Annotated in this window: 25 protein-coding genes; 11 read left to right on the top strand and 14 right to left on the bottom strand. The window is 70.6% G+C overall.

Annotated features, from left to right (window positions below; translation table 11 throughout):
- Positions 1–14: 14 nt before the first annotated feature.
- Positions 15–1,322, top strand: a complete 1,308-nt coding sequence (locus H284_RS0116140) for a DUF4032 domain-containing protein (RefSeq protein ID WP_018191795.1) — start codon at positions 15–17, stop codon at positions 1,320–1,322.
- A gap of 42 nt (positions 1,323–1,364) precedes the next feature.
- On the opposite strand, the gene rlmB is transcribed toward H284_RS0116140, so the two are convergent.
- From rlmB to H284_RS0116120, 4 genes are all read right to left on the bottom strand, one after another.
- Positions 1,365–2,381 carry a 23S rRNA (guanosine(2251)-2'-O)-methyltransferase RlmB gene (gene rlmB, locus H284_RS0116135; protein ID WP_020077048.1) on the bottom strand — a complete coding sequence of 339 codons (1,017 nt, stop codon included), beginning with the start codon at positions 2,379–2,381 and terminating at the stop codon, positions 1,365–1,367.
- Positions 2,378–3,811 carry a cysteine--tRNA ligase gene (gene cysS / locus H284_RS0116130; RefSeq protein WP_020077047.1) on the bottom strand — a complete coding sequence of 478 codons (1,434 nt, stop codon included), beginning with the start codon at positions 3,809–3,811 and terminating at the stop codon, positions 2,378–2,380. Before cysS ends, rlmB begins: the two co-directional genes overlap by 4 nt.
- Before the next feature lie 88 nt (positions 3,812–3,899).
- Positions 3,900–5,057 (bottom strand): bifunctional 2-C-methyl-D-erythritol 4-phosphate cytidylyltransferase/2-C-methyl-D-erythritol 2,4-cyclodiphosphate synthase, encoded by a 1,158-nt coding sequence (locus H284_RS0116125; RefSeq protein ID WP_020077046.1) that lies wholly within the window; start codon positions 5,055–5,057, stop codon positions 3,900–3,902.
- Positions 5,058–5,144: 87 nt separating this feature from the next.
- Positions 5,145–5,627, bottom strand: a complete 483-nt coding sequence (locus tag H284_RS0116120; protein WP_018191799.1) for a CarD family transcriptional regulator — start codon at positions 5,625–5,627, stop codon at positions 5,145–5,147.
- 139 nt (positions 5,628–5,766) lie between these two features.
- Here H284_RS0116120 and H284_RS0116115 point away from each other — a divergent pair, with 139 nt between their 5' ends.
- A complete protein-coding gene (locus tag H284_RS0116115) occupies positions 5,767–6,273 on the top strand; it encodes a hypothetical protein (RefSeq protein WP_018191800.1) in 507 nt (168 codons plus the stop codon).
- A gap of 90 nt (positions 6,274–6,363) precedes the next feature.
- Here H284_RS0116115 and H284_RS0116110 read toward each other — a convergent pair whose 3' ends face one another.
- Entirely contained in the window at positions 6,364–7,047 is a 684-nt protein-coding gene (locus tag H284_RS0116110) for a response regulator (RefSeq protein ID WP_018191801.1), read from the bottom strand.
- Positions 7,044–8,195 (bottom strand): sensor histidine kinase, encoded by a 1,152-nt coding sequence (locus tag H284_RS0116105; protein WP_020077045.1) that lies wholly within the window; start codon positions 8,193–8,195, stop codon positions 7,044–7,046. Before H284_RS0116105 ends, H284_RS0116110 begins: the two co-directional genes overlap by 4 nt.
- Before the next feature lie 193 nt (positions 8,196–8,388).
- On the opposite strand from H284_RS0116105, the gene phoU reads away from it, so the two are divergent.
- Entirely contained in the window at positions 8,389–9,045 is a 657-nt protein-coding gene (gene phoU, locus H284_RS0116100) for a phosphate signaling complex protein PhoU (RefSeq protein ID WP_020077044.1), read from the top strand.
- Positions 9,046–9,137: 92 nt separating this feature from the next.
- On the opposite strand, the gene H284_RS0116095 is transcribed toward phoU, so the two are convergent.
- Both H284_RS0116095 and H284_RS0116090 read right to left on the bottom strand, forming a co-directional pair.
- Positions 9,138–9,578, bottom strand: coding sequence for a 2'-5' RNA ligase family protein (locus tag H284_RS0116095; protein ID WP_020077043.1), 441 nt, complete (start codon positions 9,576–9,578; stop codon positions 9,138–9,140).
- Positions 9,579–9,631: 53 nt separating this feature from the next.
- Positions 9,632–10,381: a phosphoglyceromutase gene (locus H284_RS0116090; protein ID WP_018191805.1), complete on the bottom strand. Its 750-nt coding sequence runs from the start codon at positions 10,379–10,381 to the stop codon at positions 9,632–9,634.
- A 69-nt stretch (positions 10,382–10,450) separates the two neighbouring features.
- Here H284_RS0116090 and H284_RS0116085 point away from each other — a divergent pair, with 69 nt between their 5' ends.
- Positions 10,451–11,272, top strand: a complete 822-nt coding sequence (locus tag H284_RS0116085; RefSeq protein ID WP_020077042.1) for a class I SAM-dependent methyltransferase — start codon at positions 10,451–10,453, stop codon at positions 11,270–11,272.
- 27 nt (positions 11,273–11,299) lie between these two features.
- On the opposite strand, the gene H284_RS0116080 is transcribed toward H284_RS0116085, so the two are convergent.
- The 6 genes from H284_RS0116080 to H284_RS0116050 form a co-directional block, all read right to left on the bottom strand.
- Entirely contained in the window at positions 11,300–13,375 is a 2,076-nt protein-coding gene (locus H284_RS0116080; protein WP_020077041.1) for an iron ABC transporter permease, read from the bottom strand.
- Positions 13,372–14,349 carry an ABC transporter substrate-binding protein gene (locus H284_RS0116075; protein WP_020077040.1) on the bottom strand — a complete coding sequence of 326 codons (978 nt, stop codon included), beginning with the start codon at positions 14,347–14,349 and terminating at the stop codon, positions 13,372–13,374. Before H284_RS0116075 ends, H284_RS0116080 begins: the two co-directional genes overlap by 4 nt.
- Positions 14,346–15,188, bottom strand: a complete 843-nt coding sequence (locus H284_RS0116070; protein WP_020077039.1) for an ABC transporter ATP-binding protein — start codon at positions 15,186–15,188, stop codon at positions 14,346–14,348. The genes H284_RS0116075 and H284_RS0116070 overlap by 4 nt, the downstream gene beginning before the upstream one ends.
- A 79-nt stretch (positions 15,189–15,267) precedes the next feature.
- Positions 15,268–16,401: a CAF17-like 4Fe-4S cluster assembly/insertion protein YgfZ gene (gene ygfZ / locus H284_RS0116065; RefSeq protein ID WP_020077038.1), complete on the bottom strand. Its 1,134-nt coding sequence runs from the start codon at positions 16,399–16,401 to the stop codon at positions 15,268–15,270.
- A 12-nt stretch (positions 16,402–16,413) separates the two neighbouring features.
- Entirely contained in the window at positions 16,414–17,010 is a 597-nt protein-coding gene (locus tag H284_RS0116060) for a heme-binding beta-barrel domain-containing protein (RefSeq protein WP_018191811.1), read from the bottom strand.
- 137 nt (positions 17,011–17,147) lie between these two features.
- Complete coding sequence (locus H284_RS0116050) at positions 17,148–17,501, bottom strand: hypothetical protein (protein WP_020077037.1); 354 nt, start codon at positions 17,499–17,501, stop codon at positions 17,148–17,150.
- A 105-nt stretch (positions 17,502–17,606) separates the two neighbouring features.
- Between H284_RS0116050 and H284_RS0116045 the strand changes: the two genes are divergently transcribed.
- The 7 genes from H284_RS0116045 to pstS all read left to right on the top strand — a co-directional run bounded on the left by H284_RS0116045 (position 17,607) and on the right by pstS (position 25,593).
- A complete protein-coding gene (locus H284_RS0116045) occupies positions 17,607–18,359 on the top strand; it encodes a response regulator transcription factor (RefSeq protein ID WP_018191814.1) in 753 nt (250 codons plus the stop codon).
- Positions 18,328–19,227: a mycothiol synthase gene (mshD, locus tag H284_RS0116040; protein WP_020077036.1), complete on the top strand. Its 900-nt coding sequence runs from the start codon at positions 18,328–18,330 to the stop codon at positions 19,225–19,227. Before H284_RS0116045 ends, mshD begins: the two co-directional genes overlap by 32 nt.
- A 92-nt stretch (positions 19,228–19,319) precedes the next feature.
- Complete coding sequence (locus tag H284_RS0116035) at positions 19,320–21,530, top strand: RNA degradosome polyphosphate kinase (RefSeq protein ID WP_018191816.1); 2,211 nt, start codon at positions 19,320–19,322, stop codon at positions 21,528–21,530.
- Entirely contained in the window at positions 21,527–22,465 is a 939-nt protein-coding gene (locus H284_RS0116030) for an NUDIX hydrolase (protein ID WP_020077035.1), read from the top strand. The genes H284_RS0116035 and H284_RS0116030 overlap by 4 nt, the downstream gene beginning before the upstream one ends.
- A gap of 99 nt (positions 22,466–22,564) precedes the next feature.
- A complete protein-coding gene (locus H284_RS0116025) occupies positions 22,565–23,353 on the top strand; it encodes a hypothetical protein (protein WP_020077034.1) in 789 nt (262 codons plus the stop codon).
- A gap of 125 nt (positions 23,354–23,478) precedes the next feature.
- Complete coding sequence (locus H284_RS0116020; RefSeq protein ID WP_020077033.1) at positions 23,479–24,345, top strand: L,D-transpeptidase; 867 nt, start codon at positions 23,479–23,481, stop codon at positions 24,343–24,345.
- A gap of 153 nt (positions 24,346–24,498) precedes the next feature.
- A complete protein-coding gene (gene pstS / locus H284_RS0116015) occupies positions 24,499–25,593 on the top strand; it encodes a phosphate ABC transporter substrate-binding protein PstS (protein WP_018191820.1) in 1,095 nt (364 codons plus the stop codon).
- Positions 25,594–25,652 lie beyond the last annotated feature (59 nt).

The following is a 25,652-nucleotide window of genomic DNA, read 5'->3' as shown; positions in this document are numbered from 1 at the left end:
ACCGGAGGACCATCGTGGCCGGATCCGTCAACATCACCGCAGCGACCGTCGACCCGGCGCTTCTCGACCTCCCCTGGAACATTCCGCTGGAGGAGTGGTCGAACGAGCACATCGCCCTCCTGCCGAAGGGCATCAGCCGCCACCTGGTGCGGTTCGCCAACCTGTCCGGCTACGTCATCGCCATCAAGGAGACGACGGCGGAGATGGCGCAGCGCGAGTACGACATGCTGCGGACGCTGCAGCGCCTCGACGTGCCGTGCGTCGATCCCGTCGCCGTGATCAAGAACCGGACCGATGACAACGGCACCCCGCTGAACGCGGCCCTCGTCACCCGGCACCTCAAGTTCTCGCTCCCCTACCGCGCCCTGTTCTCGCAGACCCTCCGGCCGGACACCGCCACCCGCCTGGTCGACGCCCTCGCGGTGCTGCTGGTGCGTCTGCACATCGTCGGCTTCTTCTGGGGAGACGTGTCGCTCTCCAACACCCTGTTCCGTCGTGACGCCGGCGCGTTCGCCGCCTACCTGGTGGATGCGGAGACCGGCCAGCTGTACGAGGGCGGCCTCTCCAACGGGCAGCGCGAGAACGACCTCGAGATCGCGCGGGTCAACATCGCCGGCGAGCTGATGGACCTGGAGGCCGGCGGCCGAGTGGATGAGGAGCTCGACCCGATCAGCCTCTCCGACGGGATCGTGGCAGCGTACCGGAAGCTCTGGAAGGAGCTGACCGGCAGCGAGTCGTTCTCGTCGTCGGAGCGTTGGCGCATCAGCGAGCGCGTGGAGCGGCTGAACGAGCTGGGCTTCGACATCGAGGAGCTGGCGATCAAGACGTCGGACGAGGGCACGAAGGTGCGCATCCAGCCGAAGGTCGTGGATGCCGGCCACCACCAGCGCCGCCTGCTTCGCCTGACGGGCCTCGACACGGGCGAGAACCAGGCCCGGCGCCTGCTCAACGACCTGGACTCGTACGCGGCCACCCTGGGCAAGGAGGGGCTCGACGAGGAGGCCATGGCGCACGAGTGGCTCATGCGCGTGTTCGAGCCGGTCGTGCGCTCGATCCCCGCGGACCTCAAGGGCAAGCTCGAGCCGGCGGAGGTGTTCCATCAGCTGCTGGAGCACCGCTGGTTCATGTCGCAGAAGGAGGGACGCGATGTCCCTCTGGCGGAGGCCCTGACCTCGTACATCAACGACATCCTGCGCCACCGGCGCGACGAGGCGACCGTCATCGCCCCGCCGACCGAGACCATCAGCCTCCCGGTCCTGAGCAGCGGGGCCGCGGCGGACGACGAGGACGAGGACGACGACGACTGGCGGTCGAAGGTCTGACGCCGTCGAAGGTCTGACGCCGTCAAGGTCTGACGCCGCGCGTTACTTCGCGGCGCGGGCCTCGGCGCGCAGCTTCGCGATCTCGTAGAGCGTGACGCTCGCCGCGATGCCGGCGTTCAGCGACTCGGTCGCTGCGGAGATCGGGATCGACACGACGGCGTCGCACGTCTCGGTCACCAAGCGGGACAGGCCCTTGCCTTCACTGCCGACGACGATCACCACGGGCCGGTCGGCGAACGAGAGGCCCGGGAGGCTGACGTCGCCGCCGCCATCGAGGCCGAGCACGAACACTCCGGCCTTCTTGAACTCCTTGAGCGTCTGCGTCAGGTTCGGAGCCATCGCGACGGGTGTGCCTGCTGCCGCCCCGGCCGACGTCTTCCAGGCCGCGGCGGTCATGCCGACCGACCGGCGCTGCGGCACAATCACGCCCTGGCCGCCGAAGGCCGCCGTCGAGCGGATGATCGCCCCGAGGTTGCGCGGGTCGGTGATGCCGTCGAGCGCGACGAACAGCGGGGTCTCCGACGAACGGAGGGTGCGGTCGAGCAGCTCACCGGGGTGCGCGTACTCGTACGGCGGCACCTTCAGGGCGACGCCCTGGTGCACCGCGTCGCGGCCCGCGAGGCGGTCGAGCTCGGGCCGCATGACCTCGAGGATGGGGATGGCCCGGCCCGTCGCGATGGAGAGGATCTCCTTCATGCGGTCGTCGAACTCCACGCGCGCGGCGACATAGAGGGTCGACGCCGGGATGTCGGCCCGCAGGGCCTCGAGCACCGAGTTGCGGCCGGTGACGATCTCGCTCTCGTCTCCGCTCTTCGCCCGACGCGAGGCTCCCGAGGCGCCACGGGGGGCGGTGTCGCGCCCGCTCCGTGCGGCCTTCGCCGCCGCGCGCTCTCGCAGCGCCTTGGCCTTGCCCGCGGGGTGGTAGTCGCGGTCCTCCGCCTTCGGCGTCGGGCCGCGGCCCTCCAGCGCCTTGCGGCCGTGGCCGCCGGTGCCGACCTGGGCGCCCTTCTTGCTCTTGCGCACCGCTCCGGCGCGGGGCTTTCCACCCGAGTTCTTCATGATCCGATGCTCCAATGCGACCCCGTCGGGGTGTCTTCGATGGTGATTCCTGCCGCCGCCAGCTCGTCGCGGATGCGATCGGCTGCGGCGAAGTCGCGTGCGGCCCTGGCCGCCTGCCTGTCGGCGAGAAGCCGACCGATGAGCTCGCCGAGCGCGGAGTCCGCGGCGGTCGAGCCCCCGCTCCGCCACTGGGGCGAGAGCGGGTTGATGCCGAGCACCTCCGTCATCGCGAGAACATGCCCGCGCGCGGTGGCCGCTGCCTCCAAGTCTTCCGCATCCAGCGCCGCGTTGCCTGAACGCACGGTGTCATGGAGCACGGCGAGCGCCTGCGGCACCGCGAGGTCGTCGTCCATCGCCTCGGCGAAGGCGTCGGGGACGACCTCGACGCCGTGCCCGGCGAACCTGGTTCCGGACAGCCGCCGCTCCACGCGCTCGAAGAACCCGGCGATGCGGTCGAGCGCGGCCTCGGCCTCGCTCAGCGAGCCGTCGTGGTAGTCGATGGTCGACCGGTAGTGCGCCGATCCGAGGTAGTAACGCACGACCAGCGGACGCGCGGCACCAAGCAGATCGGCCGCGTAGACCGAGTTGCCGAGCGACTTGCTCATCTTCTGACCGTTCACGTTGACGAGGCCGTTGTGCACCCAGTAGTTCGCGAAGGCATCCCCCGCCGCCGTCGACTGCGCCAGCTCATTCTCATGGTGCGGGAAGCGGAGATCGAGCCCGCCGCCGTGGATGTCGAACTGCGGGCCGAGGTAGCGGCGCGACATGGCCGAGCACTCGATGTGCCAGCCGGGGCGCCCGTCGCCCCAGGGCGAGGGGAACGCCGCCGAGGCGGGCTCGTCGTCCTTCCGGCCTTTCCACAGAGCGAAATCGCGGGGGTCGCGCTTGTCGCGCGGATCTGCGTCGGCCGCGGCCTCCATGTTGTCGATGCTCTGCCGGGTGAGTTCGCCGTAGGACGGCCAGCTCTTCACATCGAAGTAGACGTCTCCTGAGCCGTCCGCCGCGGCATACGCGTGACCGGCGTCGATGAGGCGTTGGATGATCTCCTGCATCTGAGGGATGCTGGCCGTCGCCCGGGGCTCGTAGGTGGGCGGCTGGACACCGATCGCGCGGTACGAGTCGCTGAACTCCAGTTCGAAGCGGTAGGCGAGCGCCCACCACTCCTCGCTGCCCCCTGCAGCCTGCGCGGCCGCCGCGTTGACCAGGATCTTGTCGTCGATGTCCGTGACGTTGCGCACCAGCGTGACGTCGAGCCCGCGATAGCTGAGCCACCGCCGCAGCTGGTCGTAGACGAGGGCCGAGCGCAGGTGCCCGATATGCGGCGACGACTGCACGGTGGGCCCGCACACGTACATTCCGACCTCGCCGTCGCGCAACGGGACGAAGTCGCGCAAAGCGCCCGCCTTGGTGTCGTAGAGCCGAAGAGTCACGGCATAAGCCTACGGGCCACGCCCCGGCCGTCGCTCCGTCAGGACCGAGTTGGGGAAAACCTCGCGCTGTGGCGGCTTGTGGACGGATTCAGCCCAGGAGCAGCGCCGTCGCCTGCGCGGTGATCCCCTCGCCGCGTCCGGTGAAGCCGAGCCCGTCCGTCGTGGTCGCCCCGACCGACACCGGAGCCCCGAGGATCGCCGAGAGGCGCTCCTGCGCCTCCTGCCTGCGTGGCGCGAACTTCGGCCGGTTGCCGACCACCTGGACCGCGACGTTCCCGATCCGGAATCCCGCCTCCTCCACGAGGCGCCGGGCCTCGGCCAGGAACACATCCCCGTGGGCGCCCGAGAACCGCGGATCGCCCGTCCCGAACACCCCGCCGATGTCGCCCAGCCCGGCCGCGGACAGCAGCGCGTCGACGATCGCGTGCGCCACGGCGTCGCCGTCGCTGTGCCCGGCGAGCCCCGGCTCCCCCGGCCAGTACAGCCCGGCGAGCCACAGTTCCGCACCTTCGTCGAAGGCGTGCGTGTCGCTCCCGCTGCCGATCCTCGGCGTCGTGGATCCCGCGAGCAGCTCCTCGGCCCGCCGCAGATCCCACGGCGTGGTCACCTTGAAAGCGTGCGCGTCGCCGGGCACCACGTCCACCCGGAAGCCTGCGGCGGCGACGAGCCCGGCGTCGTCCGTCTCGTCGCTCTCGGCCAGCGCGTACGCCGTCAGCAGCTGCTCTCGCGGGAACCCCTGCGGCGTCTGCACGGCCGATAGCGCGGACCGGTCGACGGTCTCGTGCACCTGGCCGTCGTCACCGACGCGCTTTACCGTGTCGCTGACCGGCAGGCCGGGGATCACGCCGTATCCGCGCTCGACCACCGCATCCACCACCGCATCGAACAGTTCGGTCGGCGCGAGCGCCCGGGCGGCGTCGTGAACGAGGACGATGTCGGCGCGCGCATCCACCACGGCGAGCCCCTCGGCGACGGACGACTGCCGGGTCGCACCGCCGGCCACGACGGTCACCGGGCCACCGATCGCGCGCCGCGCCAGGGCTTCGGCCTCGTCGAGACGGTCGGACGGCGCGACGACGATCGGGTCGACCGCGTGCTGCATGCCGCGGACGGCATGGAGCGACCGCTCGAGCAACGTCAGGCCGTGCAATGGCACGAAAGCCTTCGGGAGCTCGGCGCCCAGGCGCGTGCCCGATCCTGCTGCCACGACGACGACCGCGACGCGCGGTCCGGGGATGCTGTCCACGCGTCGAGCGTACCCGGCGGCCCGCTCCGCGCACGACGAAGGCCCCGCCGCACGGAGCGACGGGGCCTTCGAATTCGTCGGGAGCGCCTAGGAGGCCAGCACCTCGTCGAGCAGGCTGGAGGCCTTCTCGTCGTCGGTCTTCTCTGCGAGCGCGAGCTCGGAGATCAGGATCTGGCGGGCCTTGGCGAGCATGCGCTTCTCACCGGCGGAGAGACCGCGGTCCTGGTCGCGACGCCACAGGTCGCGGACGACCTCGGAGACCTTGATGACATCGCCGGAAGCGAGCTTCTCCAGGTTGGCCTTGTAGCGGCGGGACCAGTTGGTCGGCTCCTCGGTGAACGGAGCGCGCAGCACCTCGAAGACGCGGTCGAGACCCTCGCGGCCGATGACATCGCGCACACCGACCAGATCGACGTTCTCGGCGGGGACCTCGATGGTCAGGTCGCCCTGCGTCACGTTGAGCTTGAGGTACAGCTTCTCTTCACCCTTGATGATTCTCTTCTTGACTTCGGTGATCGTTGCGGCACCGTGGTGCGGATAGACGACGGTCTCGCCAACCTCGAAAAGCATAGATTTGTTGTCCCTTCAGCAATGAATAGGATACCACATGAGGCACGTGCTAAGGTTCGCCCTGACGCCTCCCGACGCCCCGGACGACCCCTCCGGATGGGATAGAGTTGCAGGGGAAAATCACCGGGAGGGTCATTCAGTGAAAGCTCGAGTCGCGGCGTCCGTCGCCCTCGCCCTGGCCGTCGCGTTCGGCACCGCGGGATGCGGTTTCATCGCCCCACAGGCCACCACGAAGCACTACGACGCGAGCGACGGCGTGAGCGGGAATGTCGGCTCGATCGACGTCCGCAACGCGATCATCGTCACCGACGCGAAAGACGGAACGGTCGGCAACCTCGTCGTGACCCTCGTGAACACCGACACCAAGAGCCACCGCGTCGCCATCAGCGCCGGCGACCAGAGCTCCAGTGCTGCGTACGTCACCGTCCAGCCCGGTCAGGTCAAGCAGCTCGGCCAGGACCCGGAGAACGGCGGCACCGGCAACGTCCTCATCCCGGAGTTCACCACCAAGCCCGGCGCCCTGTTCCCCGTCTACTTCCAGTACGGCGACCAGACCGGCGTCAACCTCAAGGTCCCCGTGCTCGACGGCCAGCTGCCCGAGTACGCGAGCCTCGTGCCGCCGACCATCCTCCCTGCCGCGGGCTGATCACCGGCCGGCACCCAGACAGCAGAAGCCGCCCCGCGCATCGCGTGGGGCGGCTTCTTCGTGTTCGGGACGAGCAGGCCGGGAGACGCCTCAGGCGTTGAAGCGGTAGCCCAGCCCGCGCACGGTCACCAGCATCCGCGGCTCCGAGGGGCTCTCCTCGATGCGCGAGCGGATGCGCTTGATGTGCACGTCGAGTGTCTTGGTGTCGCCGAAGTAGTCGCTCCCCCACACCCGGTCGATCAGCTGGCCCCGGGTCAGCACGCGTCCGGCGTTCCGCAGCAGCAGCTCGAGCAGTTCGAATTCCTTCAGCGGCATGGAGATCTCCGCGCCGTTCACGGCGACCGTGTGGCGGTCCACATCCATCCGCACCGTTCCGGCCTCGAGCACGCCGTCATCCTGCTGCTCCTCCTCGTCGACGCGGCGGCGGAGCACGGCACGGATGCGCGCCAGCAGCTCTCGCGACGAGTACGGCTTCGTGACGTAGTCGTCGGCGCCGAGCTCCAGCCCGACCACGATGTCCACCTCGGAGTCCTTGGCGGTCAGCATGATGATCGGCACGTTCGAGCGGGTGCGGATCTCGCGGCACACCTCGGTGCCGGGGATGCCCGGGAGCATGAGGTCGAGCAGGATGAGGTCGGCGCCGTCGCGGTCGAACGCGGCCAGCGCGGACGGGCCGTCCTCCGCGACCTCCACCTCGTAGCCCTCCCGCTTGAGCAGGTACGCGAGCGGCTCGCTGAGCGAGGCCTCGTCCTCGACGAGCAGGATGGATGTCACTGGTTGTCTCCTAACGGGGGTCGGACACTGGATGCCTCGGGCAACCGGATCGTGAACGTGGAACCGCGGCCGGGCTGCGACCAGACGCGCACCTCGCCGCCGTGGTTCTGCACGGCGTGCTTGACGATGGAGAGGCCGAGACCGGTACCGCCGGTGTTGCGCGAGCGGGCCTGGTCGACGCGGAAGAAGCGCTCGAACACCCGGTCGAGGTCCTCCTCGGGGATGCCCTCGCCCTGGTCGGTCACCGCGATCTCCACCACGCCCCCGGTGCTGCGCACGCCGATCCCGATGCGGGAGTCGTCCGGCGAGTACTGGATGGCGTTCGAGATCAGGTTGTGGACGGCCGTGACCAGCAGGTTCTCGTTGCCGATGACCTGGGCGTCCTTGTCGCCGCGCATCGCGATCTCGATGTTGCGGGTCTCCGCGGCCACACGGTTCTGGTCGATGGCGGCCTTGACGACCTTGCTGGCGGACAGCTCGGTCGCGTTGCCCAGCGCATCCGTCGCCTGGAGCCGGCTCAGCTCGATGATGTCCTGCGTGATGCGGGCGAGGCGCTGCGCCTCCTCCGACAGCCGCAGGGCGAAGCGGCGCACCTGCTCCGGGTCGTCGGAGGCGCCGTCGAGCGCCTCGGCGAGCAGGCTGACGGCTCCGATCGGCGTCTTGAGCTCGTGGCTGATGTTCGCGACGAAATCGCGGCGCACCGCATCCAGCCGGAACGACTCGGTGCGGTCTTCCGCGAGAAGCAGGATGTAGCGCGAGCCGAGCCGCGCGACGCGCACGCTCAGGTGGATGCCGGCGTCGCCGAACGGTCCGCGCGACAGCTCGCACTCCTCGGTGAGCGACTCTCCGCTCCGTCGCACCCGGTTCACCAGCTCGACGAGGTGCGGGTGCACGAGGGCGCCGTTCCAGACCAGGCCGATGGCGTGGGCACCGGGCGACGCCTTGATGACGTTGTTGGACGGGTCGAGCACGACGCCGGCGGACTCGAGCGCGTCCAGCACCTGGTCGACGCCGTCCGGCACCGCCGGGTTGACCACCTCGGCGGCGTGATGGCCGCGTCGCGCGGCGATGTGCAGGATCCACACGAAACCGGCGCCGACGGCGAGCCCCAGGCCCAGCGACAGCAGCACCAACCAGGTGGAGTCCATGGCCCCAAGCGTAGGTGATCACGATGCACGCGCATGGACGCATCCCGCCACCGGCCGCGTGTTTTCGCGGGTACGTTAGACAGTGTTCAGCCAGGGGGCACCGTTTGTTAACCTGCCACGGCGAACATGCAATACGGGGTCAGAAGGCCCCGACATCCCGCGTGCGCGCGCACGCCAGGAAGGACCACACCCCATGCGCGAAGTCTTCCAGCAGGAGCTGGCGGAAGTTCAGGACCGCCTCGTCGAGATCGCCGAGCTGGTCGTCCGCTCCATCCAGAACGCCACGCAGGCGTTCAACGACTCGGATGTGACGCTCGCCGAGGACGTCATCGCGAATGACCACCGCATCGACGAGCTGACGGTGCTGCTCGACGAGCTGTCCATCCAGATCCTCGCCCGGCAGCAGCCGGTCGCCCGCGACCTGCGCATCGTCGTGAGCGCGCTCCGCATCAGCGCGTCGCTCGAGCGGATGGGCGACATGGCCGAGCACATCGCGCAGCTGGCCCGGTACCGGTTCCCGGACAAGGTCGTGCCGAAGAGCCTCCGGTCGACGTTCGCCGAAATGGGTCGTCTCGACGTGCAGATCGCGCAGAAGCTGGCCGAGCTTCTCCGCTCGCAGGACATCCGTCTCGCGGACGAGATCCGCAACGACGACGACGACATCGACGAGCTGCACATCAGCGTCTTCGACAAGGTGCTCGGCGAGACGTGGAAGGGTCAGGCCGTCGACACGGTCGACGCGACCCTCGCCTCCCGTTACCACGAGCGCTTCGCCGACCACGCGGTCTCGATCGCCAAGAAGGTGCAGTACCTCGCCACCGGCGACTGGGCACCCGAGCTCGCCTCCTAACCGCTTCCGTACCCCCGTCGAGTACGCAAAAACTGCACGCGACGCGCCGCGTCGACGTGCAGTTTTTGCGTACTCGACGGGGGGCTTTTGAGTCAGGGGCGGAGGGGCGCGAGGGGGATGCGCGCGGCGACGGTTCGGGTGGAGTGCGGAGCGCGGGCCACGACGGAGAGCTCCGCGAGGAGGGCGTGCTCGCCGGGGTGCAGACGGCCGGCTGACTGGTCGGTGACGTGCGGACGGTAGCCGTCTCGCAGGTGGCGCTGGTCGCGGATGACGGCGCCGGCGGTCTCCAGCGCATCCACCACCGCGAGGTGCAGCGCATGCAGCGGCTCGGAGGCGTGCAGCACCGTCACCGGAACCGTCCGGTGGGCGCCGAACCGCTCGCGGGCTGCCGCGACGACCGGGATGGGCGGAACACGCGGGATGAGCGCGGCGACCGCATCCGCTTCGAGTTCGGTGTCGAACGGCGGCACGATGGTGACATGCAGCGGCCAGTCGCCGGCCGGAAACGTGGCCGGAAACGAGCCCGGAAACACGTCGTCGCCGCGTCCCCGGAGGAACGCGACGACGACGAAGGTGCTGGTCGTGGCTACTTCTTGCCCTGCGCGGCGACCGCGGCGGCACCGGCGGCCGCTGCCTCCGGGTCGAGGTAGTACGACGGCTCGAGCGGCGTGAAGTCCTCGCCGAGCTTGTAGACGAGCGGGATGCCGGTCGGGATGTTAAGGCCGGCGATGTCCTCGTCGGAGATGCCGTCGAGGTGCTTCACCAGGGCGCGAAGCGAGTTGCCGTGCGCGGTGACGAGCACCGTCTTGCCCTCGGCGAGGTCGCGCGTGATGTCCGACTCCCAGTAGGGCAGCATCCGGGCGATGACGTCCTTCAGGCACTCGGTGCGCGGAAGGTCGTCGCCCAGGCCCGCGTAGCGCGGGTCGCCGACCTGCGAGAATTCGCTGTCGTCGGCGAGGGGCGGCGGCGGCACGTCGAACGAGCGGCGCCACAGCTGGAACTGCTCCGGACCGTACTTCTCGAGCGTCTCGGCCTTGTCGAGGCCCTGCAGCGCGCCGTAGTGACGCTCGTTGAGCCGCCAGGAGCGCTCGACGGGGATCCACAGACGGTCGGCGACGTCGAGCGCGTAGTTCGCGGTCTGGATCGCGCGCGTCAGGACGGACGTGTGCAGCACATCGGGCTCGAGCCCGGAGTCGCGGAGCAGTTCGCCCGCCCGCTTCGCCTCGGCGACGCCGGTCTCGCTGAGTCGCACGTCGACCCAGCCGGTGAACAGGTTCTTCTCGTTCCACTCGCTGCTGCCGTGGCGCAGGAGGATCAGGGTGTAGGGAGCGGCCATGCCCCCAATCTATCGCGTCGCCGGTGCCGGCGAGCGCGGCCGAGACCGGCCCGCTGCCAGGATGGAGGCATGGCTTCCGGTGCGGTCGGCACGGTCACCCGTGGCACGACGAACACGAACCGGCTGCGCCGTGTCGACCGCTGGATCGCCGCGCAGCCGGTGCTCCGCCGCACCTCCGACCCCGTCGTCGTCGACCTCGGCTACGGCGCCAGCGGGGTCACCGCGCTGGAGCTGCACCAGCGTCTTGCCCGGGTGCGGCCGGATGTGGAGGTCGTCGGCCTCGAGATCGAACCGGGACGGGTGCGCACGGCGAACGAGCAGCTGGCCGCGGTGCGCGAGGGCCGGACGGGCTTCGCAGCGGACGCGCGCATCCGGTTCGCGCTGGGCGGCTTCGAGGTGCCGCTTCCCGACGGCCGGCGTGCCGCGGTGATCCGCGCGTTCAACGTGCTGCGGCAGTACCGGGAGGCGGATGTCGCCGAGGCCTGGGAGCGGATGCGCGCGCGACTGCAGCCGGGCGGCATCCTGGTCGAGGGCACCTGCGACGAGATCGGGCGCATCTCCAGCTGGGTGGAACTCGACACCGCCGGCCCGCGCACGCTGACCGTCTCGCTGCGGCTCCGTGGTCTGGACGCCCCGTCGATCGTCGCCGAGCGGCTCCCGAAGGCACTCATCCACCGGAACGTTCCGGGCGAGCGCGTGCACGACTTCCTGGCCGAGCTCGACCGGCTGTGGCGCATCCACTCGCCCCTCGCCGCCTACGGCCCGAGCCAGCGGTGGATCGCCGTGGCACAGGGGATGCGGGACGCGGGCTGGCCGGTCGCCGGCGGCCGGACGCGCTGGCGGCTGGGCGAGCTGACCGTGGCGTGGGATGCGGTAGCGCCGAACCCCTGAAGCATGCGGCTGTTCGCGCAGCGGCGCTCACGCCTCCGCCCGCGACCTCCACAGAAGCCACAGGAAGTACGGCGCCCCGATCACGGCGGTGACCAGACCGACCGGGATCTGCGCGGGCGCGATCAGCGTCCGGCCCACCGTGTCGGCGACGCTGACGAGGATCGCTCCGAGCAGCGCGGCGACCGGCAGCACGCGCGCGTGCCGCTGTCCGACCAGCGATCGGGCGGCGTGCGGAGCGACCAGCCCGACGAAAGCGATCACGCCGACCGCCGCCACGGCCGCGGCGGTGAGGGCGACCGCGATCGCCAGCAGGCCAAGCCGGGCGCGGCCGAGCCGGACGCCGAGCACCCGCGGGGTGTCCGGGTCGAGTCCGACGATGTCGAGCTCCCGCGTGGCCGCGGCCAGCAGCGGCACCGCGACCAGCAGCACCACCAGCACCGGCAGCACCTGCGGGAACGTGCGGCCGTACGTCGAGCCGGACAGCCACACCAGGGCTTTCGCTCCGTTGAACGGGTCGGTCAGCACGATCAACAGGCTGGTCAGGGCGGTCGCGCCGGAGGAGACGCCGATACCGATCAGGATGAGACGGTTCTGCTCCAGCCCACGCCGTGCGGCGAGGCCGAAGACCAGCAGGGCGGCGGCCGCCGCACCGGCGAGCGCTGCTCCTCCGACCAGCCAGAAGCTCGCCAGCGGGACGGCCGTGATGACGGCGATCGCTCCAACGCCCGCTCCCCCGACGACGCCGAGGATGGCGGGTTCGGCGAGCGGGTTGCGCGACACCGCCTGCACGATCGTGCCCGCCAGGGCGAGTGCCGCACCCGCGAGGAGTGCCGCGGCGACCCGCGGGAGGCGCGTGTCGAGCACGAAGGACACCACGCGTCCGGCGCGGCCGGTGATGCCGTTCCAGACGTCGCCGAGAAGCAGGCGCGCATCCCCCAGGAGGACGGCAGCGACCAGCGCGGCGACGAGAGCGACGCAGCAGACCACCAGCGTGATCACGAAGGCGCGCCTGCTGCGCAGTTTCACCGCCGCGTTCGTCGCGGTGTTCGACGACGTGTCGCGCGACCGGTAGGCCAGGTACACGAGCACGCCGGCGCCGAAGACCGTTGTCACGATCCCGGTCGGCACCGCGACGCCCGCCTGCCCGCCGAACACCGCGCGGAGCAGCACGTCGGCGATCAGGACGACGAGCATCCCGGCCACCGCGGAGGCCGGCAGGAACGCCCGATGGCGCGCCAGCCCGGGCACCCGCGACGCCAGCAGCCGCACGATCGCGGGCGCGCACAGCCCGACGAACGCGATCGGCCCCGCGATGGTCACCGCCACCGCCGAGAGGAGCACCGCGAGAACCACGACCACCGCGCGGGTGGTGCGCGGGTTCACCCCGACCGAGACGGCGCCGTCATCACCCAGGGCGAGGATGTCGAGCCGCCGGCAGAGCACCAGCAGACCCGCGAATGCGACGACGGCGAGCGGCAGGAGCTGCAGCACCCCGTCCATCCCGGTCTGCACGAGCGACCCGTTGCCCCACGCGAACAGGCCGGTCGTCTCCTGCGAGTAGAAGAGCAGCAGCATCCCGCTGACCCCACTGAGCGCGAGCGTCAGCGCGGAACCCGCCAGAACCAGCCGGACCGGGCCGGCTCCCCCACGCGACAGCCCGAGCACGACGACGGCCGCGATCAGGCCGCCGCAGAAGGCGATCGCTCCGGCCGGGAGCACCGGAAGGGAGATGCCGAAGGCGGCGACGGCGACGACCGCCAGATAGGCACCGGCGTTCACCGCGAGCGTGTCGGGAGCGGCCAGGGGATTCCGGGAGACGGACTGCAGGGCCGCCCCCGCCGCACCCAGGGTCGCGCCGACCACGAGCCCGGCCGCGAGTCGGGGCAGCCGGGAGGCGGCGAGCACGGCATCCGCCTGCGCTGCACCCGACTCCCCCGCCCCCGCTCCCCCGGTCAGAGCACGCCAGAGGGCGTCCGGCCCGAGCACGGCGGTCCCCTGCGAGAGGTGGATGAGGGAGAGCGCCACCACCGCGACCGCGGCCGCGCAGGCCAGAACGGCGAGCCGTCCGCCGGCTCCCCGGCGGACGGCGACGGCCTGTGTCACTTCGTGAGGGCGTCGACCAACGCCGCGACGTACTGCTTCATCGACGCGGGGCCTCCGAACATCCAGATGCCGTCGGGCAGGCGGTGCACGTCGCCGGCCGTGACGAACGGGAGGGAGGCCCACACGGCGTTGTCCTTCAGGGCACCCTGGAACGGGTCGCTGCCGTCGACGTCGTTCGCGATGTAGGCGAACTGCACGTCTCCGAGGGAGGTCAGACCTTCCACATCGGTCGCGGCGAGGCCGTACGCCTCGTCGCCCTTCAGCGTCCACGGGTTGGCGAGCCCGAGCTTCTCGTTCACGTCCGAGATCAGCGACCCGGCCGCGTACGGACGCACGGAGACGCTGTTGCCCTGCACCCATCCGTCGGCGAACGCGACCTTCGCACCGGACAGGCCCGCATCGGCGAGCTTCTTCTTGCCGTCGGCGACCGCCGTCTCGAACGACGCCAGCTCGGTCTTCGCGCGGTCCTCCGTCCCGGTCGCCTTCGCGATCAGGTTCACGTTGTCGGTCATCTGCTCCAGCTGGCGGGAGGCGTCGGCCGACCGGACCACCAGCACCGGCGCCACGCGCTCCAGCTGGTCGATGGCGGAGTCCGAGAGGTCGGTCGTCGCGACCACCAGGTCCGGCTTGAGCGCGGCGACGGTGTCGACGCTCGGCTCCCCGCGCGTCCCGATGTCCTTCACGCCCTTCGGCAGCTTCTCCGCGGTGTCCCAGGCGCTGTAGCCCTTCACATCCGCGGCGCCCACCGGTTCGACGCCGAGGGTCAGCAGCATCTCGACCACGTTCCACTCGGTGCCGACGACCTTCTTCGCCGGACCGTCGAGGCGGACCTTCTCGCCACGGGCGTCGGTGACCGTCAGGGCGGCCCCGCCGTTCGTCTCGCCGCTGGCGGGTTCGGTCGTGCCGCAGCCGCTCAGCGCGATCGCGGCGGCGACCGCCAGGGCTGCCACGGGCAGGTGTCGTCGGATGTTCATCGGGTCCTTTCGGTTCGGAGGTGGTGGGCGCCGACGGCCCGCGTGCGCGGGACGCCGGAGATCGGATCGGTCTCGACGTCGATGCGGATGCCGTAGACGTCGGTCAGGAGCTCGGGGTCGTACACCTCGGCGGCGGAACCGGCGGCGACGACGCGGCCGGAGCGCAGGAGCACGACGCGGTCGGAGACGGCGGCGGCCTGGTCGAGGTCGTGGAGTACGAGGCCGACGGTGACGCCGTGCAGGTCCGCCAGCTCGCGGACGAGGTCGAGGATCTCCACCTGGTAGCGCAGGTCGAGGTACGTCGTCGGCTCGTCCAGCAGCAGTACATCCGTCTCCTGTGCGAGGCAGCACGCGAGCCACACGCGCTGCAACTGGCCGCCGGAGAGCGACTCGACACCGCGGTCGGCGAACGCCGCGACACCGGTCAGCTCGAGCGCGCGGTCGATGGCGGCGCGGCCCTCCGGGTCGGTCGAGCGGAAGCGACGGCGGTACGGGTGACGGCCGAAACCGACGACCTCGCGGACGCTCAAGCCCGCGGGCGTCGGACGGCTCTGGGCGAGCAGAGTGACGCGGCGGGCGAACTCCGGGCGGGAGAGGGCGAGGGCGTCGACCATCTCCGTCGCGTCAGTGTCTGCCGCGCCGGGCAGCAGCACCGAGCCGCCGCGCGCATCCTTCAGCCGCGCGATCGCGCGGAGGAGTGTCGACTTGCCGCTGCCGTTCGGGCCGATGAGGGCGGTCACGCGCCCGCGCGGGAGGAGGAGTTCGGCGCCGTGGACGACGTCGACGCCGTCGTAGGCGATGGTCACGTCGGAGGCGAGAAGGCCGGCGGTCGCAGTCACGAAAGTTAGGTTAGCTTAACCTAACTCGGTCGCCAAGCGGCAGCCGAACACAGCGGCCCAGCGGCGTCGCGTCAGCCGTTCAGGAACGCGGAGTGCGGGTGACGGCGCCCAGACGCGGGATCCGCGGAACCTGCGCAGCCGAGCCGGCCTCCGGCGGCACCACGATCTCCTGCCCGGCGGCGACCTGCACGCCGTCCGCCTCGACGGTGAGCGTGGCGTCGGGATCGGTCGACCGCTTCACCACGGCGAGCGCGATCGGACCCAGCTCGTAATGCACCGCCGACGAGGTCACGGCACCCACCTCGCGGTCGGCGGCGGAGACGACGGCTCCGGATGCGGGGAGCACACCCTCCGACCCGTCCAGGTGAAGCATGACCAGGCGCCGCGGCGGGTGGCCGAGGTTGTGCACCTTGGCGACGGTCTCCTGCCCGCGGTAGCAGCCCTTGCTCAGGTGCACCGCCGTGCGCAGCCAGTCGAGCTCGTGCGGGATGGTCCGCTCGTCGACCTCCGTCGAGAAACGCGGTCGCCAGGCCGCGATGCGCAGGGCGTCGGCGGCCAGCGTTCCGGCGACCGACAGCTCGCCCGAGCGGACGCGGGCGACGATCGAGGGGAGCGCGTCGCGCGGGACGAGGCGCTCGCTCCATGACCATCCCGCTCCGGGACGCTCGCCGTGCGCGTACTGGTGGCCGCCCGGCGTCACGGCGCGCCAGGGATCGTGCCAGACCAGGGGGACGGCGTTGGGCGCCGCCAGCGGCAGCGGCGGGTCGCCCAGCGTGCCGATCGTGGCGAGGTCGGCCGTGCGGTCGGCGAGCTCGACGCGCAGCATGAAACGCATGGAGTCGAGCCAGCCGAGCAGACCCTCCGCCTCCGGTCGGTCCACCAGCAGCCACAGGGTCTCGCCGTCGTCGACCAGCCGGACGGCGTGCTCGACACGACCCGTCACATCCAGCAGCAGGGTCTCCGACGACTCCCCCGGCCGCAGCCCGGTGAGCGCCTGGCTCGTGAGCGAGTTCAGCCAGCTGAGACGATCCGGACCCTGGATGGTCAGAACGGCCCGGTCGGACAGGTCGACGATCGCGCCGCGCTCCGCGAGGGCGCGCTGCTCGGCGAGGGGGCTGCCGTAGTGCGTGGGAACGCCCGTGCCGTCGGTGTCGACGGCGCCCGGCAGATCGAGGAACGGGGAGCGCTGATCGGGCTCCAGCTGGTCGGACATCGGCGGCGCCTCTCAGTCGACCTTGGCGAGCCGGGCGGAGGCGTGCGTGCGCAGCTCCTGGCCCAGGGCGGCGATGTCCCACGCCCACAGCAGGTGGCCGTCCACCAGACCGTAGAGGCGGGTCGCCGCGGTGTACTCCTTCGCCCCGGCCGTCCGCAGCACCGCGTCGGTCGCCAGGTCGATGCGCGGACCGGCCACCTGGCCGACGTAGATCTCGCTCACGCCGTCGGGATGGATGATCGAGACGTCGATGTCGAAGGCGCCGTGCGAATTGCGCAGGGTCTCGACGGACTGCGCCGTGTTGAACGGGCGGGAGCCGACACCGGGGAGCATCGCCGGACCGGCGTCGCCCTCGACCAGCTTGCGGCGCAGCCGCCAGTAGCCGGTCTCGGCGGCGAGCGGCGTGTTCTGCTCGTCGAGCACCCACGAGGTCGCCGAGTAGTTGAGGTAACCGAGCCCGTCGTGGCTGAAGCTGACACGCTGGCCGAACTCCAGCTGGGTGTGCTCCTCGTCGACCGTGTAGTCGAGCACACCTGTGCCCTCCCAGACGCCGATCAGCCAGGAGAGAGGGACGAGCTCGGCGGGGAGATCGGTGGGGATCTCGATCATGGCTTCGGCCTCAGGGCTCAGCGCTGACCGCGGAAGAGGTTGTACACGACCACGCCCGAGACGCCGAGGATGGCGAGAGTGGCCAGGCCCAGAAGGCCGATGAAGAAGAGTTCGAGAGCGACCAGCATGCTGCCAGTCTACCCAGCAGCCGCCGACACCAGGGCAAGAACGCCCCCGAACAGGCCCAGGATGATGAAGCTGCCGACGAAGGTCACCGCGAGCCGGTCGATGAAGCCGTCCTTCTGCTGCGTCGCCAGCTGCGCGACGAATCCCAGGAGCACCGAGACGCCCAGCGCGAGGGACAGCCAGGAAGCGTACTCGGCCGATCGCGCCACCGTGGCGATGAGGATGCCGAGCAGCAACGAGACCGCCCATACGGCGCCGATGCTGGTGAGCGTGGCCCATCGCGGCAGCGGCGGCTGCACGGGGCCGGCCGCGGCAGCCGGACCCATCACGTGCATCGGCGGGGTGTCCGGGGTGTCGTCGCTCACCCTCCCATTGTGCCCCGGCGCGGGCCCGCGGCGGCTGCCGGACAGGGCAGGCGGCTGTTTCCGGTAGCATTACGGCACGGTTTCCCGGCGGGTGAGGAGGAATGTGTGGCGCAGCTTCTGATCCTGACCTCTGCGCCGAACCCCACCGCGCCCCGCACTCCAGGGGCGACCTCCTCGGTCTCCGACGCCGCCGGTCCGGGCGCGGAGGTGCTGCCGTCCCTCGCGCTGCTGAGCCACCGGGTGCGCCAGATCCCGGCCGAACCGGCCTCCTTGGTCAACGCCCCGAGCTGCGACCTGATCTTCGTGGATGCGCGGCGCGACCTGGCGAGTGCGAAGTCGCTCTGCAAGATCCTCACGACGACCGGCGTCACGGTCCCGCTCGTCCTGGTGCTCACCGAGGGCGGTCTCACCGCGGTCAGCGCGGACTGGGGCGTCAGCGACGTCGTGCTCGACTCCGCGGGCCCCGCCGAGCTGGATGCGCGCATCCGTCTCGCCATCGGGCGCCAGACGCAGGAGCATTCTCAGTCGAAGATCCAGGCCTCCGGCATCACGATCGACGAGGCCAGCTACTCCGCCAAGGCCCACGGCCGCCAGCTCGACCTCACGTTCAAGGAGTTCGAGCTGCTCCGCTTCTTCGCGACGCATCCTTCGCGCGTCTTCACCCGCGAGCAGCTGCTCAGCGAGGTGTGGGGGTACGACTACTTCGGCGGCACCCGGACGGTCGACGTCCACGTGCGACGCCTGCGGGCCAAGCTCGGCGACCTGGAGTCGCTGATCGGCACCGTGCGCAACGTCGGATACCGGTTCAACGTGTACGAGGAGGAGAATGACCGCCTCCCTACGTCTCTCCGTCCCTGACCTCGGCGATCCCGCACAACGGCAGGCGTTCTTCGAGGTCGCCGCGGCCGCCGCGGAAGAGGACGGCGCCGACGCCTTCAACGAGCAGGCTCGCCTCGATCTCGACGCCGGCCGGCGCTCTCCCGTCGTCGCCACCGCGACCGGCGACGCGGCGGACGGACGGGTGGTCGCGGCCGGGGCGGTCGGACGCGGCGAACTCGACCTGGTCGTCGACCCGCTGTTCCGCGGCCTCGGCTTCGGAGAGGCCGTGCTCGAGGGGATGCTCGCGAGCGCGGCCGGGTCGCTGACCGCGTGGTCGCACGGGGCGCATCCCGCGGCCGCACGGCTGGCCGAGCGCTTCGGATTCGTGCCGGTGCGGCGGCTCCTCCACCTGACCGCCCCCGTGCCTCCGGCGTCGTCAGCGCCGGGCCCTTGGCCTATTTCCGCGCCGTATTCGATCGAGGCGTTCCGCCCGGGCGCCGACGACGAGGAGTGGGTGGCGCTCAACGCGCGCATCTTCTCGTCGCATCCCGAGCAGGGCTCGCTCACCGTCGACGATCTCCGCGACCGGATCGACGAGCCGTGGTTCGACGCGGACGACCTGCTCGTGCTGCGCGACGGCGACGGCCGGATGGTCGGCTACGACTGGCTGAAGGTGGAGGACGACGCCGGCGAGATCTACGTGCTGGGCGTCGACCCGGAGCTCGCCGGGCAGGGGCTCGGCCGGAGCCTCCTGCGCGCCGGGTTCGCGCGGCTGGCCGACCGCGGTGTCAGCACGGCCGACCTCTACGTGGAGGGCGACAACGAGTCGGCGCTCGCGCTCTACCGCTCTGCGGGGTTCGTCGACCACACGGTCGACATCCAGTACCGCAGGGACCGCACGGCGTAGCTCATCTACGCGGATTCCCTCCACAGGCAGCGTTTATCCACCGTTTACGCAGCGCCGTCACCACGGCCCGCTCCCGGTGCCATGATGGGGGGATGGACGAGCGCACGACTCTGGAGAACGGCCTTCTCGACACGGGGCTGGGCGGCAGCCTGGGCAGCGACTTCGACGACGACTTCGCTCCCTTCATCTACGAGCCCGACCCGACCCTGCCGGACGACCGCTACCTCGACCGCGAGCTGAGCTGGCTCGCGTTCAACCAGCGCGTGCTGGAGCTGGCGGAGGACCCGCTGCTCCCCGTGCTCGAGCGCGCGAACTTCCTCGCCATCTTCGCGAGCAACCTGGACGAGTTCTTCATGGTCCGCGTCGCCGGCCTGAAGCGCCGCATCGCCACAGGACTCGCAGTGCCCACGAACGTCGGGCGCGCCCCGCAGGACGTGCTCGCCGACATCTCCGAGAAGGCGCACGAGCTGCAGCTGCGCCACGCACGGGCGTACCACGACCTGGTCCTCCCCGCCCTGCGCGATGCGGGCATCACGGTCGTGACATACGACCAGCTCGACGACGCCGACAAGGTGCAGCTGCGCGAGATCTTCTCGCAGCAGATCTTCCCGGTGCTGATGCCGCTCGCCGTCGACCCGGCGCACCCGTTCCCCTACATCTCGGGGCTCTCGCTCAACCTCGCCGTGCGCGTCCGCAACTCGCGCACGGGCAAGGAGCAGTTCGCCCGCCTCAAGGTGCCGCAGATGCTGCCGCGGTTCGTCCGCATCGACCAGCGCGAGACCGTCGGCCAGGTGCGCTTCATCACCCTCGAGGAGCTCATCGCCAACCACCTCGGCGACCTCTTCCCCGGCATGGAGATCCTCGACCACCACGTCTTCCGCGTCACCCGCAACGAAGACGTCGAGATCGACGAGGACGAGACCGAGAACCTCATCCAGGCGCTCGAGCGCGAGCTGCTGCGGCGACGCTTCGGTCCGCCGATCCGCCTGGAGGTCACCGACGACGTCGACCCGGTCACCCTCGGGCTTCTCGTGCGCGAGCTCGATGTGACCGACCAGGAGGTGTACCGCCTCCCGGCTCCGCTCGACCTCGGCGGCCTCTTCGACCTCGCCAAGATCGACCGCCCCGACCTCCACTACCCGAACCACGTGCCGACAACGCCGGCGCAGCTGATGCCGAGCGAGCCGAACGCCAAGCCCGACATCTTCGCGGCGATCGCCCGGCAGGATGTGCTCGTCCACCACCCGTACGAGTCGTTCGCGACCAGCGTCCAGGCCTTCCTGGAGCAGGCGGCGGCCGACCCGCACGTGCTCGCCATCAAGCAGACGCTGTACCGCACCTCGGGCGACAGCCCGATCGTCGAGGCGCTGATCGACGCGGCAGAGGCCGGCAAGCAGGTGCTCGCCCTGGTCGAGATCAAGGCCCGCTTCGACGAGCAGAACAACATCTCCTGGGCGCGGAAGCTCGAGAAGGCCGGCGTCCACGTCGTCTACGGCCTGGTGGGTCTCAAGACGCACTGCAAGCTCGCCCTCGTCATCCGCGAGGAGAAGGGCGTGCTCAAGAGCTACAGCCACATCGGCACGGGCAACTACAACCCCAAGACCTCCCGCATCTACGAAGACCTCGGGCTCTTCACCGACGACGACCAGGTCGGAAAAGACCTGACCCGCCTGTTCAACGAGCTCTCCGGCTACGCGATCGAGAAGAAGTTCAAGCGGCTGCTCGTCGCCCCGCTGCACCTGCGGAAGGGGCTCCTCAAGCGGATCGACACCGAGCGGGCCAACGCCGAAGCCGGCCGGCCGTCCGGCATCCGGATCAAGCTCAACTCGATCGTCGACGAGGCCATCATCGATGCGCTCTACCGGGCGAGCCAGGCCGGCGTTCCGGTCGACCTGTGGGTGCGCGGCATCTGCGGAGTCGTGCCGGGCCGCGAAGGCCTGTCGGAGAACATCCGCGTCCGCTCCGTCCTCGGCCGGTACCTCGAGCACTCCCGCGTCTTCTCGTTCGTCAACGGCGGCGACCCCCAGGTGTACATCGGCAGCGCCGACATGATGCACCGCAACCTCGACCGCCGTGTCGAGGCGCTCGTCCGCCTCACCGAGCCAGAGCACCTGCGCGAGCTGAGCGACCTCTTCGACCTCGCGTTCGATGAGCGCACCGCCACGTGGAAGCTCGACCAGGACGGCGTGTGGACGCGGCACCACCTCGACGAGAACGGCAAGCCGCTGGTCGACCTGCAGAACAAGCTCATCCAGCAGTACAGTCACCGCCCACGCAGCACCCGTACGGGAACGAGGCGGTGAGCCCGGCCATCTACGCCGCGGGCGCCCTCTGCTGGCGCGTCGTGGACGATCGGATCGTCGTGCTCGTCGTGCACCGCACCAAGTACGGCGACGTGACGATCCCCAAGGGCAAAGTCGACCCCGGCGAGACGCTGCCGCAGACGGCCGTGCGCGAGATCGAGGAGGAGACCGGGCTGAAGATCGGCCTCGGAGTCCCGCTCGGCGTCTCGACCTATCCCCTCAGCAGCGGCCGCGAGAAGATCGTGCACTACTGGGCGGCGGAGGTCGGCGAGAAGGCCATCCTGCGCTCCACCTTCGTGCCGAACAGCGAGATCGCCGCGATCGAGTGGGTCACGATCAAGAAGGCGCGCGGCTACCTCACCTACGAGCGGGACGTCGAGATCCTCGACGCGTTCGACGCGCTCGTCCACCAGGGCATCACCTCAACCTTCGCGCTGATCGCGCTGCGCCACGGCAAGGCGGCGCCCCGCGACCGCTGGGACGGCTCCGACGCCTCCCGGCCCCTCACGGAGCGCGGCGTCAAGCAGGCCGCGGCCGACGTGGCGACCCTCGAGACGTGGCGTCCGAAGCGGATCGTCACGAGCGACGCGGTGCGCTGCGTCACCACGGTGGCTCCCCTCGCGGCGGCGACCGGCATCAAGCCCCACCGCGATCACGACATCAGCCAGGACGCATACGAGGAGGGCCGCGGGGATGTGCGGGGTGTCGTCGGCAAACGCGTCCGCTCCCGCAAGACGGCCGTGCTGTGCAGCCACGGCCCCGTGCTGCCCGAGATCATGCGCGAGATCGCCCTGGCGACCGGCACGATGCCGGGCGCCTACCTCGACGACGCGGCCGATCTCGACACCGGCGGCTTCTCGGTCGTGCATCTCTCGGCGACGAACCCGGCGTCCGGGATCGTCTCCATCGAGACCTACGCGCCCGTGGAGGGTTAGCACACCGCACATCCATCTCCCATAGTTGCAGCTGAGATATCACCCTGTTAGTGTCGGTGAGTGCCATTCGGCACGTCTCCGTTCCACCAGAGGAAATGAATGACCAGCTCAACGCGCATCCGCTTCGGCGCGCTCACGGCAGCCGCTGCCGTGGTCGCCGGCGGATTCTTCGCCGCCGCTCCGGCCACTGCCGCGACCGGCACCCTGACGCTCGCCAACACCACGTTCACCGCGGGCGACTGGGGTGCGGGCCTCAACGTCGCGGGCTCCGGTTTCACCGCCGACGCGGTCGTGACCATCACCGTGGAGACCTCCGACCACACCGCCATCGACCTGCACGATGTGACGGCCGACGCATCCGGCTCCTTCCAGGAGACCTACACCCCGTTCGTCACGCTGCCCCTCCCGGCCGCGGGCGACACCCTCTCGGTGACCGCGACGAGCAACCTCGGTGACACCTCCAACACGGTGCCGCTCACGGTGAACCCCGCGACGCTGCCGAAGAGCATCGTCTCGAGCGTCTCCACCATCACGACGGCGCAGCTGGCCGACAAGAACAGCGGCATCTCCATCCTCGCCTCGGGCTACACCCCCGGCGAGCAGGTGAAGGTGACGGTCGACTACGCGGGTGACGCCCTCGACCTCGGCCCGTACACGGTCGAGGCGGACGGCTCCGTCGTCTTCGGCTTCTACCTCGCCGGCGGCGTCGCGACCGCCGGCCCGCTCACCGTGACGGTGGCCGGTCAGCAGTCCGGCGTCAGCCAGAGCGTGACCATCCAGGTCACCGGTGAGGACGTCGCCGTCGGCGGCGGCACCGCGCCGTCGCTCGGTGGCGCTGCGACCGCGGCGGCCTCCGGCCCGTCGCGCCTCCCCGTCGTCAGCGGCTGATCGGCGCCTGACGATTCGTGGCGGCGCGGACCCGATCGGTCCGCGCCGCCACTCGCGGTTCACGGCGCCCTCCATCACACACACCCTCCGACCCCGCCCAGACCTGACCCGACGACAGAGACACCATGACGAACCGCCGCATCCTCCCCGCCCTGCTCTGCACCGCCGCCCTGCTCGCGTCCCTCTCCGCCTGTGCCCCCGGCGACGCGAAGCCCACCAACAGCGCCTCACCGCGGCCCACGGCAACCGCCGAAGCCGGCCCCGCGCTGCCGCCCGGCCTCTCCCCGTCCGAGCTGAAGGCGCTCCCCACCGCCTCCTTCGACGCGGTCATCCCCGGCCTCATCGCGGCACCCGAGAAGGCCGAGATCCGCACCGCGTTCCGTCTGGCCTTCGACACCGCCGCGTACGCCGGCGACTTCCGGACGCCGGTCGCGCTCATCCCCGCCAACAACTTCCTCGGCGAGCCGACCGTGGTGGTCCGTGTGAAGACGCGCGGCGACTGGTCACTCATCCTCACGCCGGCACGGAAGCAGCTCCCCTCGAAGGCGACCGCGGACGACCCCGCACCCGCCCAGAGCGCAGCCTGGGTGCCGACGAGGCTGCTGCGCGTCTCGGCGACCCTCACCAAGCGGGTCATGATCTCGACGGAGGAGCAGAAGCTCAGCATCCTGGATGGCGCGGGCCGCACCCTGCAGGAGTTCGCGGTCGGCGTCGGCACCGACACGACGCCCACTCCGACCGGCACCGGCTACCTGCAGGCCCGCTACCTGGACCCCGCGCAGGGCCAGGAGGAGCACCGCATCCAACTCACTTCGCTGCATGCGACCGCGGCCGACGAGCCCTACGACGGTTCCGACGGCGGCCTCATCGGCATCCACTACCAGTCGACGGCGTCCGGCGCCGTCTCGCACGGCTGCGTGCGGCTGTCGGCCGAGGCGATCGCCGCCGTCGACGCCCTCCCCCTCGGGACACCGGTGCAGATCACCGGCTGACCCGCGGATTCACAGGAGCACGAGGACAAGAGGACGCCCGGCGTTAACCTCCCGTTTACCACCGCGGGGGACTCTGGACAGACACCGGGAATAGCGTCTCACGCGGGTCGCACCGACCCCGTCCTGTTGTTACTGATCCCCGAAGGGACAACTGTGAAACTCAAGCGCATCGGCGCTCCCGTGGCACTCCTCGCCGCAGCCGCCATCTCTCTCACCGCCTGTGCGGCGAACGAGGGCAGCACGCCGTCGACCACGACGGCCAAGGCCTCGAACCTGTCCGGCACGCTGAACGGCATCGGCTCGTCCGCCCAGGGCGCGGCGCAGACGGTGTGGGCCGCCGGCTTCCAGGAGGCCAACCCGAAGGCCACCATCAACTACGACCCGCAGGGCTCCGGCGCCGGCCGCAAGAGCTTCATCTCGGGTGCTGCCGACTTCGCCGGCTCCGACGCCGCGCTGAAGACCGAGGAGCTCGGCTCCACGTTCGCCGGCTGCGCCGCGGACAGCAAGGGCATCGACCTCCCCGTCTACATCTCCCCGATCGCGATCGCGTACAACGTCGACGGCGTGAAGGACCTCAAGCTCGACGCCGCGACCATCGCCGGCATCTTCTCGGGCAAGATCACCACGTGGGACGACGCCAAGATCAAGGACCAGAACTCGGGCGCCTCGCTCCCGTCGGCCCCGATCACGGTCGTTCACCGCTCCGACGACTCGGGCACCACCCAGAACTTCACCGAGTACCTCGCCGCGAACGCCCCCGACGTCTGGACGGCCCCGGCCTCCCAGACCTTCCCGTTCCAGGTCGGTGACGCAGCCAAGGGCACCTCGGGTGTCGCGGACGCCACCAAGAACGCGAAGAACTCGATCACGTACATCGACGAGTCGGGCTCGGCGGGCCTCAGCATCGCCCAGCTCAAGGTCGGCGACAACTACGAGAAGATCAGCGCCGACGGTGCTGCCGCCGTGGTCGCCGCCTCCCCCATCGCCGACGGCCGCGAGGCCAACGACCTGGCCATCCAGATCGACCGCAAGGACACCAAGAAGGGCGCCTGGCCGCTCGTCCTGGTCTCCTACATCATCGCGTGCCAGGAGTACAAGGACGCCGCCAAGGCGGACCTGGTGAAGGGCTACGTCGACTACATCATCTCGAGCGACGCCCAGAAGGCCGCTGCGGAGCAGGCCGGCTCGGCCCCGCTCGCGAGCGACCTGGCCGACAAGGTCTCCAAGGCCGTCGCCAGCATCAAGTAACACCACGCCGCTCGGCCTGGGCTGCCCCGCAGCCCGGGCCGAGCGGTGCTCCCGTCCTC

It is taken from the genome of Cryocola sp. 340MFSha3.1 (assembly GCF_000383315.1).
GTDB lineage: Bacteria > Actinomycetota > Actinomycetes > Actinomycetales > Microbacteriaceae > Leifsonia.
This window is presented reverse-complemented; position numbering and strand designations above follow the sequence as displayed.